The 18,129-nt window shown below is 67.1% G+C and carries 15 protein-coding genes; 10 read left to right on the top strand and 5 right to left on the bottom strand.

What is annotated here, in order from left to right:
* Positions 1–5: 5 nt before the first annotated feature.
* Positions 6–791, bottom strand: a complete 786-nt coding sequence (locus tag ABD678_RS06630) for an ABC transporter ATP-binding protein (RefSeq protein WP_344754966.1) — start codon at positions 789–791, stop codon at positions 6–8.
* A gap of 432 nt (positions 792–1,223) precedes the next feature.
* On the opposite strand from ABD678_RS06630, the gene ABD678_RS13800 reads away from it, so the two are divergent.
* From ABD678_RS13800 to ABD678_RS06600, 6 genes are all read left to right on the top strand, one after another.
* The gene (locus tag ABD678_RS13800) at positions 1,224–1,997 is read left to right on the top strand and encodes an IclR family transcriptional regulator (protein ID WP_425561954.1); all 774 of its coding nucleotides are present in this window, start codon (positions 1,224–1,226) and stop codon (positions 1,995–1,997) included.
* 212 nt (positions 1,998–2,209) lie between these two features.
* Complete coding sequence (locus ABD678_RS06620; protein ID WP_344757108.1) at positions 2,210–3,397, top strand: CaiB/BaiF CoA transferase family protein; 1,188 nt, start codon at positions 2,210–2,212, stop codon at positions 3,395–3,397.
* A complete protein-coding gene (locus tag ABD678_RS06615; RefSeq protein WP_344754962.1) occupies positions 3,394–4,212 on the top strand; it encodes a cyclase family protein in 819 nt (272 codons plus the stop codon). Before ABD678_RS06620 ends, ABD678_RS06615 begins: the two co-directional genes overlap by 4 nt.
* On the top strand, positions 4,205–5,674 hold the full coding sequence (locus tag ABD678_RS06610) for an MmgE/PrpD family protein (RefSeq protein ID WP_344754960.1): 1,470 nt from the start codon (positions 4,205–4,207) through the stop codon (positions 5,672–5,674). Before ABD678_RS06615 ends, ABD678_RS06610 begins: the two co-directional genes overlap by 8 nt.
* The gene (locus ABD678_RS06605) at positions 5,667–7,136 is read left to right on the top strand and encodes a dihydroorotase (protein WP_344754958.1); all 1,470 of its coding nucleotides are present in this window, start codon (positions 5,667–5,669) and stop codon (positions 7,134–7,136) included. Before ABD678_RS06610 ends, ABD678_RS06605 begins: the two co-directional genes overlap by 8 nt.
* An 84-nt stretch (positions 7,137–7,220) precedes the next feature.
* On the top strand, positions 7,221–7,643 hold the full coding sequence (locus ABD678_RS06600; RefSeq protein ID WP_344754956.1) for a nuclear transport factor 2-like protein: 423 nt from the start codon (positions 7,221–7,223) through the stop codon (positions 7,641–7,643).
* A gap of 39 nt (positions 7,644–7,682) precedes the next feature.
* Here ABD678_RS06600 and ABD678_RS06595 read toward each other — a convergent pair whose 3' ends face one another.
* On the bottom strand, positions 7,683–8,567 hold the full coding sequence (locus tag ABD678_RS06595; protein ID WP_344754954.1) for an HpcH/HpaI aldolase/citrate lyase family protein: 885 nt from the start codon (positions 8,565–8,567) through the stop codon (positions 7,683–7,685).
* A gap of 122 nt (positions 8,568–8,689) precedes the next feature.
* Between ABD678_RS06595 and ABD678_RS06590 the strand changes: the two genes are divergently transcribed.
* Together ABD678_RS06590 and ABD678_RS06585 are read left to right on the top strand one after the other, a co-directional pair.
* Complete coding sequence (locus ABD678_RS06590) at positions 8,690–9,133, top strand: VOC family protein (RefSeq protein ID WP_344754952.1); 444 nt, start codon at positions 8,690–8,692, stop codon at positions 9,131–9,133.
* Between the two features lie 4 nt (positions 9,134–9,137).
* A complete protein-coding gene (locus ABD678_RS06585) occupies positions 9,138–9,809 on the top strand; it encodes a winged helix-turn-helix transcriptional regulator (RefSeq protein ID WP_344754950.1) in 672 nt (223 codons plus the stop codon).
* A gap of 27 nt (positions 9,810–9,836) precedes the next feature.
* Here the strand turns inward: ABD678_RS06585 and ABD678_RS06580 are convergent, their stop codons facing one another.
* Positions 9,837–10,643, bottom strand: coding sequence for a CPBP family intramembrane glutamic endopeptidase (locus tag ABD678_RS06580; RefSeq protein ID WP_344754948.1), 807 nt, complete (start codon positions 10,641–10,643; stop codon positions 9,837–9,839).
* A 111-nt stretch (positions 10,644–10,754) separates the two neighbouring features.
* On the opposite strand from ABD678_RS06580, the gene hrpA reads away from it, so the two are divergent.
* Together hrpA and ABD678_RS06570 are read left to right on the top strand one after the other, a co-directional pair.
* On the top strand, positions 10,755–14,873 hold the full coding sequence (gene hrpA / locus ABD678_RS06575) for an ATP-dependent RNA helicase HrpA (protein WP_344754946.1): 4,119 nt from the start codon (positions 10,755–10,757) through the stop codon (positions 14,871–14,873).
* Between the two features lie 68 nt (positions 14,874–14,941).
* Positions 14,942–16,222 (top strand): ArgE/DapE family deacylase, encoded by a 1,281-nt coding sequence (locus ABD678_RS06570; protein ID WP_344754944.1) that lies wholly within the window; start codon positions 14,942–14,944, stop codon positions 16,220–16,222.
* A gap of 121 nt (positions 16,223–16,343) precedes the next feature.
* On the opposite strand, the gene ABD678_RS06565 is transcribed toward ABD678_RS06570, so the two are convergent.
* The gene (locus tag ABD678_RS06565; RefSeq protein WP_344754942.1) at positions 16,344–17,123 is read right to left on the bottom strand and encodes an amino acid ABC transporter ATP-binding protein; all 780 of its coding nucleotides are present in this window, start codon (positions 17,121–17,123) and stop codon (positions 16,344–16,346) included.
* Entirely contained in the window at positions 17,120–18,127 is a 1,008-nt protein-coding gene (locus tag ABD678_RS06560; protein ID WP_344754940.1) for an amino acid ABC transporter permease, read from the bottom strand. The genes ABD678_RS06565 and ABD678_RS06560 overlap by 4 nt, the downstream gene beginning before the upstream one ends.
* Positions 18,128–18,129: the final 2 nt, after the last annotated feature.

Raw genomic sequence — 18,129 nt, 5'->3', positions numbered from 1 at the left:
TTCCGTCACACCGAGATGGGAATGTAGTCGGACCGCTGGACGTCGCCGATCTGCTCCCGAAGCTCGGCGACCAACTCACGGAACTCTTGAGACTCGGCCATCTCCATCGTTCTCGGTCGCGGAAGGTTCACCTCCGTAATCGAATGGACATGACCGGGGTTGATGCCGAGCATGACGATGCGGTCCCCCAGGAAGACAGCTTCCGCTACGGAGTGCGTCACGAACACCACTGTCTTCGGGTTCTGCATCCAGATGCGCTGAAGCTCGATATTCATCATGTCGCGAGTCTGGGCGTCGAGCGCTCCGAACGGTTCATCCATGAGCAGCACATCGGGATCGTGAACGAGCGCACGCGCGATCGACACACGTTGGCGCATTCCACCGGAGAGTTGCGCAGGAGTCTTTCGCCGCGCGTGAGCCAATTGGACGAGCTCGAGCATCTCTCCCACACGTCGCAATCGGTCCTTTTTGTGCACTCCGGTGAGTTCAAGCGGCAGGCCCACATTGTCTTCGGAGGTCCGCCATGGCATGAGCGTCGGTTCCTGGAAGACGAAGCCGATGGTGCTGTCGCCACCCCCTTTGGAGGACTTGATCGTGACTGTTCCCACCGTGGCGGCCTCCAGCTGCCCCATGATCCGAAGAAGCGTCGTCTTGCCGCAGCCCGAGGGACCGAGCAACACGACAAACTCGCCCTCCTTGACTTCGAGCGAGATCTCCCGCAACGCCATGACCTGCTTCTCAGTGCGGCTGGTGAAGACTTTGCTCACCGCGTCGACGGTGATAGCTCCCATAGACTTGCCTCTTTGCTCCCGTGGTGATGAACAGCGCACTCGATAACAATCACAACTTGCCAAGTGTTCCGCTAAGCGTACCGCAAGTTCATAGTCATCGAGCACGAGAGTCGCATATCTCGTCGATTCTGTCAATAGACTCGACCGACGTATCAGCGATTTCAGCGTAATTTTCAGGCAATCCCTGCGACTTCGATTACTATTCCATCATGGTGACGAATGTTTCTCTAAGCGAAACACAACAACGCTTCTTTCGCTGGATCAGCACGCTGGTCATCCCTGGGAACCGAATGCGGCATCGAACCCGCCCGCGTCGACCCGACTTCCGTCTAGAGTCGGCCGGTAAGCTGAGTAGCTTTGAACCAGCTGAAATGCGTGTCCTGGGTCGCTCGGGCACCGCATCCCTCTCCACCTGAACAGGACCGAGCAGCGATGACCGTAAAAGCCGCGGGAGCCGGCACCGAATCGGCAGAACGAGTCGCCGACGTACTTCTGGCCTTCGCCAGAACCAACTCCTCGATCGGTGTGAGCGCACTCGCACGGGATCTCGATCTGTCGAAGGCTGTGGTGCACCGAATCCTGCAATCGCTCGTCTCACGGGGCCTTCTCCAGTACTCGGCGAAAAGTCGCGATTACTCACTCGGACCGAGTGCGACCGTCCTCGGGGCCAGGGCCCTTCGACAGCTCGACGTCAGAACCGTCGGACGCGAGCCACTCCTCCGACTCCGGGATACGACGGGAGAGACGACGACTCTGTCTCTGCTCACGGCGGATTCCCGCGCCTACGTCGATCAGTACGAGAGTCCGAACGAGATCAAAATGACTGTCGAGCTCGGCAGGATGTACCCATTGCATGCCGGCTCCTCGTCGCGTGCGATCCTCGCCCACCTTCCGGCTTCGCAGATCGAACACATCATCCAGCGCGGCTTGGATCCCCTCACTTCACACACGCTCACCGACGCCGATGAGCTTCGGCACCAGCTCGATCAGGTACGCAAGCTCGGGTATGCGCGTTCCGTCGGCGAACGGCAGGCCGGTGCCGGCTCTATCGCCTCGCCCGTCTTCGGCATGCGCGACGACGTCATCGGCTCGATCAGCGTATGTGGGCCGCTCTCACGCTTCAACGACGAGGCAGTGAGCCGCTTCATTCCCTTCGTGGTGTCGACCGCACGAGAGATATCCAAAGGAATGCACGCTACTCGCTAGGACCATGGCACCTTTCTCGCTGGGCGCCTCTTCCCGCAAGGTGTTTCGCTAAGAGAAACAGATATCGCACAGCCCTTCTTCTGAACTCTGCCATGACGCACGTTTCTCTACGTATCGCCATAATCTAGCTGGATTCCCTCGAGAACCTAGGCTAGAGTCAAGCCCCAGAGACGTTTCTCTAACCGGAACTCACGGGAGCCTCGTTGTCAGCAATGCCGTTGCACGGCCTGAAGGTCATCGACGCCTCCACCATCCTCGCCGGCCCGCTGTGCTGTCAGATCCTCGGCGATTTCGGCGCCGATGTCATCAAGATCGAACACCCGATTCATGGCGACAGCATGCGAGGCCACGGCGGCCAGAAGGATGGCGTCTCGCTGTGGTGGAAGGAAGTCAGCCGCAACAAGCGGACGGTGGGCCTGAACCTCGGCACTCAGGAGGGCGCCGAGGTCTTCCTGCGACTCGCGGCCACCTCCGACGTGGTCGTAGAGAACTTCCGCCCCGGCACCCTTGAGAGGTGGGGCATCGGCCCCGACGAACTCCACCGGGTGAACCCGAAGCTCATCCTGGTCCGCCTCACCGGCTTCGGCCAGACCGGCCCATACTCCGCGCGGCCGGGCTTCGGCACTCTCGCCGAGGCGATGAGCGGATTCGCCCACCTCACGGGCTCCAGCGACGGACCGCCCACGTTGCCGGCCTTCGGCCTCGCCGACAGCATCTGCGGCATCGCGGCATCCTCCGCGGTCATGATGGCGCTGCGTCACCGGGAGGTGAACGGCGGCCCTGGGCAGGTGATCGATCTGAGCATCCTCGAGCCGATCATGACCGCGGTCGGTCCCAGCCCGACGGTCTACCAGCAGACCGGCATCATCGAGGAGAGGCACGGCAACCGCTCGACGAACAACGCCCCGCGCAACACCTATCGCACCCGCGACGCGCACTGGGTCGCGGTCTCCAGCAGCGCGCAGAGCGTGGCCGAGCGCATCATGACCCTCGTCGGACATCCGGAGCTCCTCGAGGAGCCCTGGTTCGGCAGCGGGCGAGGGCGCGCCGACCACGCCGACCTCATCGATGGCTACGTCGCCGACTGGATCGGGCAGCGCGATCGCCGTGAGGTCGTCGCAGAGTTCGAGCGGGTCGGCGGCGCCGTCGCCCCGATCTACAGCGCCAAGGACATCGTCGATGACCCGCACATCCGCGAAACGAAGATGCTCGTGGAGGTCGACGATCCCGACCTGGGTCCGATGCTCATGCACAACGTCCTGTGGCGGATGTCCGAGACGCCCGGCAGCATCCGCTTCACCGGCCGTCCCCTCGGCGCGGATACCGACGCCATTCTCGATGAACTCGGCTACGCCGCCGATACTGTTCGCGCCCTGCGCGAAGAAGGAGTGATCAGATGACCGACGCGCTCTTGGATGCGGTCAGCGCGGGAGTGCGCATCTTCGACCTCGGCCGGCCTTTCTTCGCCGGGATGCCGCAGTCGCCGAATCATCCGAAGTACACTCACACGCTTCCTCGCCGGCACGGCGACATGGTGCGCCCGGATGGCGGCTCCGCCGCGAACGACCTCCTCGTCATGGGTACCCATGTCGGGACCCACATCGACGCACTCGCGCACGTATCGCAGGACGGGCTGCTCCACGGTGGCGCGAACGCGGGCGACGCCTGCATCGGCGGCGGCTACCCGACGCACGGCGTGCACACGATCTCCCCCATCGTGCGTCGCGGCGTGGTGTTGGACATTCCACGGGCCATCGATATCGAAGTGTGCGAGCCGGCGTACCAGGTGACGACCGCCGACCTCGATGCCGCTGTGGCGCGTCAGGGCGCCCGGATCGACGCGGGCGACGTCGTGCTCATCCGCACCGGCTGGGGCAGGCGGTTCGCCGACGGCGCCGAGGCCTACCTCGGAACGTCGACGGGGGTCCCGGGCATCAGCGAGGCCGGCGCAAACTGGCTCGCCGACCGCGAGGTCATCGCGGCAGGGGCCGACACCATCGCGTTCGAATGGCTTCCCGCCGGCTCAGGCCACTCGGTGCTCCCCGCTCACCGCGTACTCCTCGTCGAGCACGGGATCTACATCATCGAGGCACTCGATCTCGAGGAGCTCGCCGACGCCGGCGTCCACGAGTTCACGTTCATCCTCGTGCCGCTCAACCTCCAGGGCGCGACCGGCTCGCCCGTACGTCCCCTCGCGGTGGTTCCGGATGCCTGACACCCTCGCCCAGCGCCTCGCCGCCTTCGCCGTGGCGAGCAGTTACGACCGGCTTCCGGTCGAGGTGATCGACAGTGTGCGGGGCAGGGTCCTCGACATCCTCGGCATCTGCGCGGCCGCAACCCCGCTCGAGACGAGCCGCGCGGCCGCAGCCTGGGTCGGCGCCCAGGGCGGGGTGCCGCACGCGACGGCGATCGGCGTGAACGGACGGGTTCCCGCCGCGCAGGCCGCCTTCGTCAACGGCGTGCTGGCACACTCGCTCGACTATGACGATACGCACCTGCCTTCCGTGCTCCACCCGAGCGCCTCGGTGGTCCCCGCAGCACTCGCCGCAGCACAGGCAGCCGGGGCTGATGGCCGCGCCACGATCGCCGCCATCGCGGTCGGCATCGAGATCTGCGTGCGCGTGGGCATGGCCGGCTACGACAGCGTTACAGGCAACTCGACCTTCTTCGAGCACGGTCAGCATGCGACCTCCATCTGCGGGGCGCTCGGCTCCGCGGTGGCGGCCGGGATGCTGCTCGGCCTCGACGAGGACCGCCTCGTCGACGTGCTCGGCGTGGCGGCCTCCATGGCCTCCGGCATCATCGAGTCGAACCGCACGGGCGGCACCGTCAAACGCCTGCACTGCGGATGGGCCGCGCACGCGGGCGTCTCCGCCGCCCAGCTCGTCGCACTCGGCTTCACCGGGCCGCCCACCGTCCTCGAGGGACGGTTCGGCTTCTTCCAGGCCTGGCTGCATGGCGTCTTCGATGCGAGCGCGATCACCGACCACCTGGGAAGCGAATGGTCGGTTCCGGGAATCTTCTTCAAGCCCTACCCCGCCAACCACTTCACCCACGCCGCGATCGACGCCGCGCTGGAGCTGCGCGCGGAAGGCCTCGCGCCCGACGAGGTCGCCTCGGTCACGGTCGGCGTCTCGGCACCGACCGTGCGCACGATCGGCGAGCCGATCGAGGTCAAACGGATGCCGGAGACCGGCTACATGGCCCAGTTCAGCGCCCCCTTCGTGGTCGCCGCCGCACTTCACGGCGGAAGCGGCCTCGGACTCGGGCTCGACGACTTCACCGACGAGAGGGCCCACGATCCGGGGCTGCGCGCTCTCATGGCGAAGGTGAGCGTCGAGGCCGACCCGGAGTGCGACGCGATATTCCCGCACCAGTTCCCTGCCGTCCTGCGCGTGCGCACGACCGACGGGCGGGAGCACGTCAAGAAGGTCCTCGCCAACCGCGGCGGCCCGCAACGGCCGCTGACCTACGACGAGCTCGCCACGAAGTTCACCGACAACGCCGGGCGGGTGCTCGACGGTGACGCGGTCTCGAGCATTCGCGAGAATGTCGCCCGGATGGAACAGTTGGACGACATGGGAACTCTTCTGAGCCCGCTGGCCCGCCTCGGTTCCACTCCCGCATCCCCGATCACCGCATCCCCCGACGAGCCCAAGGAGGACTCCTATGTCTGAATTCGACCTTCTGATCAGGAACGTCCGGGTGGTGAGCCCGAACAGCTCCGACGTCATCGACGCCGACATCGCCGTTCAGGAAGGCAAGATCGCCGCGATCGCCCCCGGCATCGACGCCGGCCTCGCAACCCGCGTCGTCGACGGCGGCGGCAAGCTGGCCTTTCCCGGTGCGGTCGACGGCCACCAGCACTGGGGCATCTACAACCCGCTCGCCGAGGATGCTGTGAGCGAGTCCCGCGCATCAGCCCAGGGCGGCGTCACCACCGGGATCACCTACATGCGCACGGGCCAGTACTACCTGAACCAGGGCGGGCCGTACGCCCAGTTCCTGCCCAAGGTGCTGGAGGCCTGCGAAGGCAAGTCCTACATCGACTACGCCTTCCACGTCGCGCCGATGATGAAGGAGCACATCGACGAGCTCCCGCTCATCGCGAAGGACTTCGGCATCACCTCCTTCAAGATCTTCATGTTCTACGGCGGCTTCGGCCTGCACGGGGCCTCGTCGAGCCAGCGCGAGTTCCTGATGATCCCCGACGGCGAGTCCTACGACATCGCCCACTTCGAGTTCGTGATGCGGGGCGTGCAGCGACTGCGCGAGCAGTTCCCGGAGTACGCCGACGAGATCTCGCTCTCGCTGCACTGCGAGACGGCCGAGATCATGCGGGCCTACACCGCGATGGTGCAGAACGAGGGCAAGCTCACCGGACTCGAGGCCTACAGCGCTGCGCGACCGCCACACTCCGAGGGCCTGGCGATCTCGATCGCCTCCTACCTCGCCCACGAGACCGCCCTGCCGACCATCAACCTGCTGCACCTGTCGAGTGCGAAGGCGCTCGAGGCGGCCATGACCATGGCGAAGGCGTTCCCCCACATCGACTTCCGGCGCGAGGTCACCATCGGGCACCTGCTCGCCGACTTCCACACGGCCGCGAACCTCGGCGGCAAGGTCAACCCCCCTCTCCGATCGGCCGAGGATGTCGAGGCGCTCTGGGGGCACCTGATCGCCGGCGACATCGACTGGGTGGTCAGCGACCACGCCTGCTGCAAGGACGAGATGAAGTTCGGCCACGAGGACCGCGACGACGTGTTCGCCGCGAAGTCCGGATTCGGCGGCGCAGAATATCTGCTCCCCGGGCTCGTCGGCGCGGGGCTCAAACGCGGCCTCAGCCTCCAGCGCATCGCCCAGTTGGTGTCCTGGAATCCCGCCCAGCGCTACGGCCTGCACGACAAGGGCGACCTCGCGGTCGGCTTCGACGCCGACGTGGTGCTCGTCGACCCGAACCACAGCCAGGTGATCCACGCCAAGGACTCGGAGTCGACGCAGGAGTACACGCCGTTCGAGGGCTTCACGCTGGATGCCACGGTCACCGACACCTTCGTACGCGGAAACCAGGTGCTCGCCGGCGGCCAGGTCACCGGTACCGCCGAGGGAGCCTACATCCCCCGCGGACCTCGACGCTGAGGCCTGCCGTATCGCGGTCGGTGCCGACCCTCTCGAAAGGCTAGTCTGGCGACAGACTGCCCACGAGGAGAAGGATCGAACGCTATGGAGCGCGCACCCGAGGTCGAGATCGTCGACACCTACCTGAGACTGTTCGGCGAGAAGGATCTCGAGGCGGCGAGCGCCTACCTGGCACCGGGAGCGAAGCTGGTCTTCCCCGGAGGGCTCACCTTCGACGACCTGCCGAGCGTCGTCGCGGACGCCTCGCACCGCTACAAATGGGTCCAGAAGGATCGCACCGACTTCTTCGTCGGTGAGCGCACGAGTGACGGAGCCGTGAGCTGCATCTCGTCAGGGGCTCTCAAGGGCGAGACCCTTTGGGGGACGAGCTTCGCCGGAGTGCGCTACATCGACCTGTTCATCCTCCGCGACGGACTCATTCACGAGCAGTACGTCTGGAATGACCTCTCGGAGCTCGGGGTCACGCCCCTACTGGCCCAGCGGCTCTCCGTAGGAGCTGCCCGCTGAGTCTCGCGAGGACCTCGCGAATGACAGCGCCTCGCGACCCTACTCGGTCGTCCTCGCCGGGCGGGCGCGTGCCAGGACGTCGCGCGCCGAGCGCACGACGGCGGCATCCACCATCCGGCCGTTCTCGTCGGTCGTGACTCCCGACCCGCTGCGCTCGGCCTCCTCGAAGGCGGCGACCAGTCGCTCGGCGCGCTGCACCTCATCCGCCGCCGGGGTGAACGCCTCGTTGATCACGGAAAGCTGCGCCGGATGCACGGCCGTACGGCCGCGGTAGCCGAGCCGCAGCAACTGCTCAGTGCTCGCCCGCAGCCCGTCGAGGTCGCGGAAGTCGGTGGAGGTCGGGGCGACCGGTGCCGAGATGCCAGCCGCGGAACTCGCGATCACCAACTGCAGCAGGATGCTCCGGAACTCCGGCCCCTCCGGGTCGATACCGAGTCCCAACTCGCCGGCCAGATCGGCTCGCCCGATGGCCAGGCGCACGGTGCGGGGAGCGCTCGCCAGCTGGACGGCATCCAGCAGCCCACGCGCGGTCTCGATGAGTGGGATGACGGCAATACTGGCGGCCGGGATTCCGAGCCGACTCTCCCGCGCAGCCAGCAATTCGTCGACTTCGGCGAGGAGTGCGGTCTCGGCCCGGGGCACCATGACACCGGCGATCGGAGCAGTGATCGCCTCGAGGTCAGCAGCCGGGTCTTCCGCGGTGATCCGTACCCACACCGAGGCGGCGAACTCCGGATGCCCCTGGATCCAACCGCCGACCAGCTCACGGGCGGCCGCCTTGTTCTGCGGTGCCACGGCATCCTCGAGATCGAGGATCAGGGCGTCGGCACCTCGCCCCGGAGCCTTCTCGAGGCGCTCGGCCTGGTCACCCGGAACGTAGAGGTAGCTCCGCGGCGATCCGGTGCCCGTGCCGCCGCTCTCCATGATCCCAGCTTAGGATGCCGGGGCCATCCGATCACGCACTTGCTATTGACAAGCGCACTTGCTTTTTGCAAGTATCGTCACCACGAAAGCACATCCCCCGACAAATCGGTCAGGAGGCCACCATGCCAACCAGCGTCTTCGTCAACATCCCCACCAGCGACCTGGAGCGCGCGCGAGCGTTCTACTCCGGCGTCGGCTGGACGATCAACGACAACTTCAGCGATGAGAATGCGATCTGCGTCGTCATCTCCGACACCATCTACCTCATGGTGCTCACGCGCGACTACTTCGCGACCTTCACCGACAAGACGATCATCGACCCCGGCACCTCGGCCCAGGTGCAGATCTCGTTGAGCGCCGACGCCCGGGACGATGTCGACGCCTTCCTCGAGAAGGTCCTCGCCGCGGGAGGGGCCGAGCAGCGCGAGGCGCAGGACTACGGCTTCATGTACTCCCGCGACTTCGAGGATCCGGACGGCAACACCTTCGGCATGCTCTGGATGGACCCGGTCGCCGCCGAGATCGGCCCGGAGGCGTTCATGGCCCAGCAGGGCCAGGACTCCTGACCCGATGGCGGCGCGCAACTACGGACAATACTGCGGTGTGGTCACGGCGGTCGAGCTGGTCGGCGAACGGTGGGCGCTGCTCATCGTTCGCGACCTGCTCGTCGGCGCGCGCCGGTACAGCGACCTCAAGCAGGGGCTCCCCCGCATCCCCACCAACATCCTGAGTTCGCGCCTCAAGGAGCTTCAGGCGACCGGCATCGTGCGCCGGGTCCCGCTCGCCCACGGTCTCGTGTACGAGCTCACCGAGTTCGGCCGCGGCCTGGAGGACGTCGTGCTCGCTCTCGGGCGGTGGGGCTTCCAGGCGATGGGCGAACCCGCTGAGGGCGACATCATCACCCCCGACTCGATGACGATCGCCTTCCGCACCGCGTTCCAGCCGGATGCCGCCCACCGACTGCCCGCGACCGTCTACGACACGCACCTCGGCGACTTCGCACTGCGCCTCCACGTCGACCGCGATCACCTCAACGTGCTGCGGCTGGGCCCGGGCAACGCACGGCCGGGCACGCGGGGCGCCGACCTCGCCTTCGCGGCCGGCCCCGGCATCCGCGGGCTCATCTCGGGCGAACTCAGCCCGGCGGATGCCCTGGCTCAGAAGACGGTCCGGGTCCTCTCCGGCGATGGCGCGCTCCTCGAACGCTTCGCCGGCACATTCCACCTCGAGCCTGCGGCATAAGCGGGTCAGCGTACGTCGCCGACCTCGTCATCCACCGAGCACGAACGGCAGGAGGAGAGCGGGAACCGTCGTGGCAAGGTTCACGAGAAGGTGCGCGACGATGAGGGGCATGAGGCGGCCCTGGCGGCGGTAGATGAGCGCCGACCCGATCCCCCACACGAAGAACGCGACGCCGTAGACGAGCATCCCTGGCACCGTGCTGGCGAAAAAGATGTGCTGCAGTCCGAAAGCGAACGACGGGGCGAGGATCGCGATCACCGGATACGCGGCCAGTCCGCCCTGACTGTACCCGCGGTAGACGAGTTCCTCGGTGGGGGCGTTGAGCGGGGCGAAGCTGACGAACACGACCACCGCGAAGATGATCGAGGCGACGGTCCCGAGAGCGGGGATCTCGCCCGGGTCGGGCGCGAACACCGCCTCGAACGAGGTGAAGGCATCGGCCCCGAAGAGCACGAACATGGTGCCCACGATCGCGAGCGCGAAGGGGACGTAGAGCACCAGAATCCAGAGCAGGCCCCACAGGATGTCACGTCCGAGTCGCGCCCGGCCATAGCCGATGAGGCTGCGGATGCTGCTTCCCGCACGATGGACGAGCCGGCGAACCAGCAGGAAACTCACGATGTTCACCGGCAGCAGGAACAGCGCAGCGAAGATCGAGACCGAGGGAAGGCCGGAGGGCTGGCCGGCGAGGGCAAGAACTCCCGCGGTCGACAGCGCAGCGACCCCCGTCAGCGCAACTCGCACGAACGGGAGCGCGAAGGGCCAACCGGCTCCGGAGCTGCGAGCGGGGCTCGCCGCAGTCGCGGTGGTCGGGAGTTCTGCCTGCGGTGCCATCACTGTTTTCTAGCACAAGGCCCCCGTGATCGCCGTTGCTGCACACTCCTGACCTCCACTGGCCGCCGATCGGGCCCACGGATGCCGCGGTGCACTTAGGCTGGAAGGCTCATGAATGCCAGCCCGCGCATCCGCACTGTGCCTGTCAGCACCGTGCCGATCACCTACCCGCCCGACCTGCCGGTCAGCCAGCGGCGCGACGATATTGCCGCGGCCATCCGGGATCACCAGGTCGTGATCGTCGCGGGTGCGACCGGCTCGGGCAAGACGACGCAGCTTCCGAAGATCTGCCTCGAGCTCGGCCGCGAGTCGATCGGGCACACGCAGCCGCGACGCATCGCCGCCCGCACGATCGCCGAGCGCATCGCCGAGGAGCTGGGTACGGAGCTCGGCGGCCTCGTCGGCTACCAGGTGCGGTTCACCGACAAGGTCGGCAAGGACACCCGCATCAAGCTCATGACCGACGGCATCCTGCTGAACGAGATCCACCGCGACCGGATGCTCAAGAAATACGACACGATCATCATCGACGAGGCGCACGAGCGCAGTCTCACGGTCGACTTCCTGCTCGGCTACCTCAAGCAGCTGCTGCCGAAGCGGCCGGATCTCAAGGTCATCATCACGAGCGCCACGATCGACCCCGAGAGCTTCGCCCGACACTTCGCGGATGCGGCGGGCACGCCGGCGCCCATCGTCGAGGTCTCCGGCCGCAGCTACCCGGTCGAGATCCGGTACCGGCCGCTGTCCCCCGATCCACCTTCCGATGACCCCGCCGACGACCCCGATGCCACCCCCGACGAAACCCGCGAGAGCCGCCGGTTGAGTAGCGCCGAAGGCGCTTATCGAAACCACCCCGGCAAGGTTTCGATACGCCCGCGAGCGGGCTACGCTTCGAAAACCTCAGGGCAGCGCTCAACGAACGAGTCGCCGGAAGGTACCGACCTCTTCGACGGGATCAACGCGGCATTGGACGAGTTGTCCCGCGAGAACGACGGCGACGTGCTCGTGTTCCTCTCCGGCGAGAACGAGATCCGTGATGCCGAGGAGGCGATCAAGGGGCGGATTTCGGCGGGCTCGATCCGAGAAGGAACCGAAGTGCTGCCCCTGTACGGCAGGCTCAGCGCAGCCGACCAGCACCGCGTGTTCGGATCGCGCCCGGCCGGCATCCGTCGCCGTATCGTGCTCGCCACGAACGTCGCCGAGACGAGCCTGACCGTCCCGGGCATCCGGTATGTCATCGACGCCGGCACTGCGCGCATCAGCCGGTACAGCGTGCGGTCGAAGATCCAGCGGCTGCCGATCGAGGCGATCTCGCAGGCCTCGGCGAACCAGCGGTCGGGCCGCAGCGGCCGCACGAGCGACGGCATCGCCATCCGGCTGTACTCGGAGGAGGACTACCTCGCGCGGCCGGAGTTCACCGAGCCGGAGATCCTGCGCACGAACCTCGCCGCCGTCATCCTGCAGATGATCTCGCTCGGGCTCGGCGACATCGCCGAGTTCCCGTTCCTGCAGCCGCCGGACTCACGCGGCATCAAGGACGGGCTCGACCTGCTGCGGGAGCTCGGCGCGGTCTCGACAAGCTCGACCGGAGAAAAAGGCGGATCGACCGGAGAAAAAGGCGGATCGACCGACTCTCTCGGGTCGGGCCTGTCGAGACCGCCCAGGATCACCAAAATCGGCCGCCAACTGGCCGGCCTTCCCATCGACCCGCGACTCGGGCGCATGGTCATCGAGTCCGGTAAGTACGCGGTCACGCGCGAGGTGATGGCGATCGTCGCGGCCCTCAGCATCCAGGATCCCCGCGAGCGCCCCCTCGAGAAGCGTCCGCAGGCCGACCAGTCGCACGCCCGCTTCACCGACAAGACGAGCGACTTCGTGACCCTCCTCAACCTCTGGAACTATACGAAACGCAAGGAGAAGGAGCTCTCCAGCAGCGCGTTCCGGCGCCTGTGCAAGGCCGAGTACCTCAATTACCTTCGAATTCGTGAGTGGGGCGACGTCTACCGGCAGCTCACGCGGCTCGCCAAACAGCTCGGGCTAACGGTCGGCAGGTCCGGCACCGGGGCGGCCGACGATGGTCCGACCGGGGCGGATGCCGTGGGCATCCACCGCGCGCTGCTGGCCGGCCTGCTCAGCCAGATCGGCATCCGGGACGAGCAGAAGGGCGACGCGAAGAAGCAACAGCGCGGGGAGTACCTCGGCGCACGCCAGGTGCGGTTCGCGATCTTCCCCGGGTCTGCGCTTGCGAAGAAGCAGCCGGCCGAGGTCATGAGCGCCGAGCTCGTCGAGACGAGCCGGCTGTTCGCACGCACCAATGCCGCGATCGACCTCTCCTGGGCCGAACCGATCGCGGGCGACCTCGCCAAGCACAGCTACAGCGAGCCGCACTGGGAGAAGAAGCAGGGTTCGGCGGTGGTCTACGAGCGGGTGACGCTCTACGGGGTGCCGATCGTGGCCCGACGGCGCGTGCAGCTCGGACGCATCGATCCTGAGCTCGCACGCGAGCTGTTCATCCGGAGTGCGCTGGTGGATGGCGAATGGGATTTCGGCGGGCTCGACAAGCGCCTGACCGCCTTCGACCGCGCCAACCGCACCCTCCGCCGCGAGCTCGCCGAAGTCGAGGAGCGTACCCGGCGGCGCGACATCCTGTTCGACGACGAGGCGGTGTTCGGTTTCTACGACCGCATGCTGCCGGCCGAGGTCACCGACCAGCGCGCCTTCGAGTCGTGGTGGAAGAAGGCGCGCGCCGAGAACCCCGACCTGCTGACCATGACGCGCGCAGACCTCCTCGATGAGGACGTCCCGGTCCCCGAGAAGCGCGCAGCGCGTCACGAAGGGCGCCGGCCCGACCTCGACGCACGGTACCCGGATGTCTGGCACCAGGGCGACCAGCGCCTGAAGCTCAGTTACCGCTTCGAGCCGGGCGCCGAGGACGACGGCGTGACCGTGCACGTGCCGATCGCCCTGCTGCCCCGGCTGGCTCCGGCCGGCTTCGACTGGCAGGTGCCGGGCCTCCGCGAAGAGCTCGTGGTCGCCCTCATCAAGTCGCTGCCGAAGGCGATCCGCCGCAACGTCGTGCCGGCCGCCGACTGGGCGAGGCGGCTGCTTCAGGATGCGCCGATCGAGGGATCCGACGAGGTCGGTCTCCGCGAGTTCCTGGCCGCGCAGATCCAGCGCGCGACCTACACGCCGGTCGCCGTGGACGACTTCGACCTCGAGCGCATCCCCCCACACCTCATGGTGACGTTCGCCGTCATCGACGAGCACGGCCGGAAGGCCGCCGCGTCCAAAGACCTCGGGAGCCTGCAGCACAAGCTCAGGTCCCGCACCCGGGAGTCGGTTGCGAAGGCGGTCGTAAGCACGCCGAACGCGATCGAGCGCGACGGCCTCACGAGTTGGGACTTCGACGAGCTCCCCCGCATCCTCGACACGCGCCAGGCCGGCAACACGATCCGCGCGTACCCTGCCCTCGTCGACGATGGGCCGAGCGTCGCGATCCGACTCATGGCGACGCCGGCCGATCAGGCCAGGGAGCACCGCCGCGGCGTGCTCCGGATGCTGCAACTCGCCGTGCCCTCCCCCACCGGTTACGTGCAGGAGCACCTCACCGCGCCCGAGAAGCTCGCGCTCGCGCGCAGCCCCTATCCGTCGACGAGCGCGCTCTTCGCCGACTGCATGCTCGCCTGCGCGGATGCCGTGCTCGGCGAGCGGGACATCCGCTCCCGCGCGGACTTCGAGGGGGTGCGCGACGAGTTCTCCGCCTCCGTCCTCGACTCGCTCTTCGCGGCCGTGAGCCTCGTGAGTTCAGTGCTCGCCGCAGCCAGGAACGCCGAGAAAGCGATCACCGCAGCCTCCAGCATCGCGCTCATCGCACCGCTCGCCGACGCCCGCGAGCAGCTCGATGCGCTCGTCTTCCCGGGCTTCGTCTCCCGCACCGGACTTGCTCAACTGCGCCGCCTGCCGGTCTACCTCACCGGGATCACCCACCGCGTCGGCAAGCTCGCCGAGAACCTCGGCCGTGACCGCGTCTGGATGTCGGAGGTGCAGTCGGCGACCGAACGCTACCGCGCGGCGGGCGGTGAACTGCCACCGCATCCGGATGCCGCTGCCGCGCTCACCCACGCCCGCTGGCTCCTCGAGGAGTTGCGTCTCTCCCTGTTCGCCCAGCACCTCGGCACCGCAGAGCCGGTAAGCCTCCAGCGGATCACGAAGTTGCTCGCCAACGGCTGACCATCGTCCGCTGATCGAGCTTGTCAAAGGCCGCTTGGGGGAAGCCTCCCCCGCAATAAAGTAGGCATATGCCTGCCACGGAATTGACCCCCGTCGAGCGCCGAGTCCTCGACGCGATCGACGATGAAGTCCTGATCGAAAGCCTGGTCGACCTCATCCGCGTGCCCAGCACCACCGGGACCGACGCCGAATCCGACCTGCAGAACTCGCAGGCGCGTGTGCTCGAGGAGTTGGGTCTCGACGTCGACAGCTGGAAATTCGACCTCGACGAGCTGCGCGCGCATCCGCTCTATCCCGGCGAGGAGACCGATCGCCACGAAGGCTACGGCGTCGTCGGCGTCACCCCGGGCGACGGTCAGCCCGCGCTCGTCCTGCAGGGTCACGTCGACGTCGTACCGGAGGGCGAGCTGGCGAAGTGGGACGGCCGTGACCCGTTCGCGGGAGATATCGTCGGCCGGGTACTGCACGGCCGGGGCGCCTGCGACATGAAAGCCGGGATCGCGGCGAATCTCGCCGTGGTGCGCGCGCTTCGCACGGCCGGAGTCTCGCTCGAGCGACCGCTCGCGGTCCATTCAGTCATGAGCGAGGAGGACGGCGGGCTCGGGGCGTTCGCCACGATGCTGCGCGGCCACCGCGGGGACGCCGCCGTGCTCACCGAACCGACGACGGGGCGCATCGTGACAGCCTGCGCCGGCGCGCTGACCTTCCGAATCGAGGTGGCAGGCAAGGCGGCGCATGGCAGCACCCGGTTGAGCGGGGTGAGCGCCTTCGACTCGTTCCTCGGGATCGATGCGGCCATCAAGGATCTCGAGGCGGAGCGCAACGCCGACCCCGATCCGCTGTTCCGCAACTACGAGATGCCGTTCGGCATCTCGATCGGACTCCTGCGCGCCGGCAACTGGTCGTCGAGCGTTCCGGAGAGCCTTGTCGCCGATGGGCGCATGGGCGTTCTCCTCGGCGAGGACCCGGCGGATGCCCGGGCCGCCCTCGAGGAGCGCGTCGCCGCCGCCTGCGCGCTCGACCCGTGGCTGCGAGATCACCCCGCAATCGTCACCTGGCCTGGCGGCCAGTTCGCGAGCGGAAGCATCGACGCCCAGCACGAGTTCATCGACGAGGTGTCAGCGTCGATCTCCGATCTCGTGGGCACCACCCCGGAGCGGGCCGCAGCCCCTTACGGCAGCGACCTGCGCCTGTACTCGGGGATCGGCGGCATCCCCACCCTGCACTTCGGCCCCGGCGACGTGCGCTTCGCCCATGCCGTGCGCGAGCAGGTGAACCTCGACGAGCTCATCTCCGTGACCCGCTCGCTCGCGCTCCTCGCGGTGCGCCGCTGCGGCGCGCACCTGTAGGACGTACAGAAGCCCGTCGCTTTCCACTACCGTCGGCGTTCGGCAATGCGTTTGGCAGCTCGGGTGTGGCGGGCGTCTATGGGCGGAGCTGGCAAACGCATTGCCGAACGCCGCCTGCCCCCTACAGCACCTTCGACAGGAACGCCTGCGTCCTTTTGTGTTGCGGGTTGGTGAGCACCTCGACCGGGTCGCCGGACTCCACGACGACTCCGCCGTCCATGAAGACGAGCGAGTCGGCGACCTCCCGTGCGAACCCCATCTCGTGCGTCACGACGATCATCGTCATGCCCGACTCGGCGAGCGTCTTCATGACATCGAGCACCTCGCCCACGAGCTCCGGGTCGAGCGCCGAGGTGGGCTCGTCGAAGAGCATGAGCTTCGGGTCCATGGCGAGTGCCCTGGCGATCGCCACCCGCTGCTGCTGGCCACCGGAGAGGTGCGCGGGGTAGGCATCCGCTTTGTTGCCGAGGCCGACCCGCGCGAGCAGTTCGCGGGCACGCACGACAGCGGCATCCTTCTTCACGCCCTTGACGCGGATGGGCGCCTCGACGATGTTCTCGAGCGCGGTCATGTGCGGGAACAGGTTGAAGCGCTGGAATACCATGCCGATGTCGCGGCGCTGGCGGGCCGCCTCCCTCGGGTGCAGCTCGTAGAGCTTGTCTCCGCGCTCCTCGTAGCCGACGAGCACACCGTCGACCATGAGACGGCCGGCGTCGACGCGTTCGAGATGGTTGATGCAGCGCAGGAAGGTGGATTTGCCCGAGCCGCTCGGCCCGACGAGGCACAGGACCTCGCCGCGCTTGACGGTGAGCGAGATGCTCTTGAGCACCTCGTTGGAGCCGAAGCTCTTGGACACGCAGTCGGCGTGCACCATGGGGATCTCGACCGTCGCGGCGGTCATTTCGTGTGCTCCGATCCGTGCGAGTCGACCCGGATGGCACCGGTAGCGACCTGGACCGCCCCCGTTTCAGCGCCACCCGTCCCGGTGCCGCCCTTCTTGTCCGGCCGCGCCTGCCCGACTCCGCGCGAGAACCGCTTCTCGAGGAAGTATTGACCGACCATGAGGATCGAGGTGAACAGCAGGTACCACGCCGAGGCGACGAGCAGCAGCGGGATCGGGTCGAAGATGACCGCGGAGATGTCCCGCGATCTGCCGTACAGGTCGAAGCTGAACGGCACGGCGGTGACGAGCGAGGTCGTCTTGAGCATCGAGATGACCTCGTTGCCGGTCGGCGGGATGATGATGCGCATCGCCTGCGGGATGACGACACGACGCATGGTCTGCAGCCAGGACATCCCGAGGGCGGTGGCCGCCTCATCCTGACCCTTGTCGACCGAGAGGATGCCGGCGCGCACGATCTCCGCCATGTAGGCGGCCTCGTTGAGTGCGAGCCCGATGACAGCGAGCCAGAACACGTCGATGACGTTCTTGGTCTCGAACTGGATCCACGGCGCCGTGAACGGGATGCCGATGTCGATCGTCGAGTAGATGGTCGCGATGAGGCCCCAGAACACGAGCTGCACGTAAACCGGGGTGCCGCGGAAGACCCACAGGTACAACCAGGCGACGCCTTTGACGACCGGGTTGTCGGAGAGCCGCATGACGGCGAGGGTGATGCCGAGCACGATCGCGATGACCATCGAGTAGATCGTCAACAGGAGCGTGTAGCCGGCAGCCTGCGAGATCCGCTTGTCGAAGATGTACTTGCCGAAGTTGTCCCAGCCGTAGGCCTCGCGCTGCGAGGCGTCGATGAGGAAGAGCGCCAGCAGGATGACGAGGATGACGGCGACGGTGATACGCCACGGGTGTTTGAGGCGAATGGCTTTGATGGGGGCTGGCTGCCCGACGCCGTTCGGCGACACGGGTTCCCGTGTCGCCGAACGGCCAGAGTCTGGCGAACTCATTT

It is taken from the genome of Leifsonella bigeumensis (assembly GCF_039537265.1).
GTDB classification, from domain to species: Bacteria; Actinomycetota; Actinomycetes; order Actinomycetales; family Microbacteriaceae; genus Terrimesophilobacter; species Terrimesophilobacter bigeumensis.
This window is presented reverse-complemented; position numbering and strand designations above follow the sequence as displayed.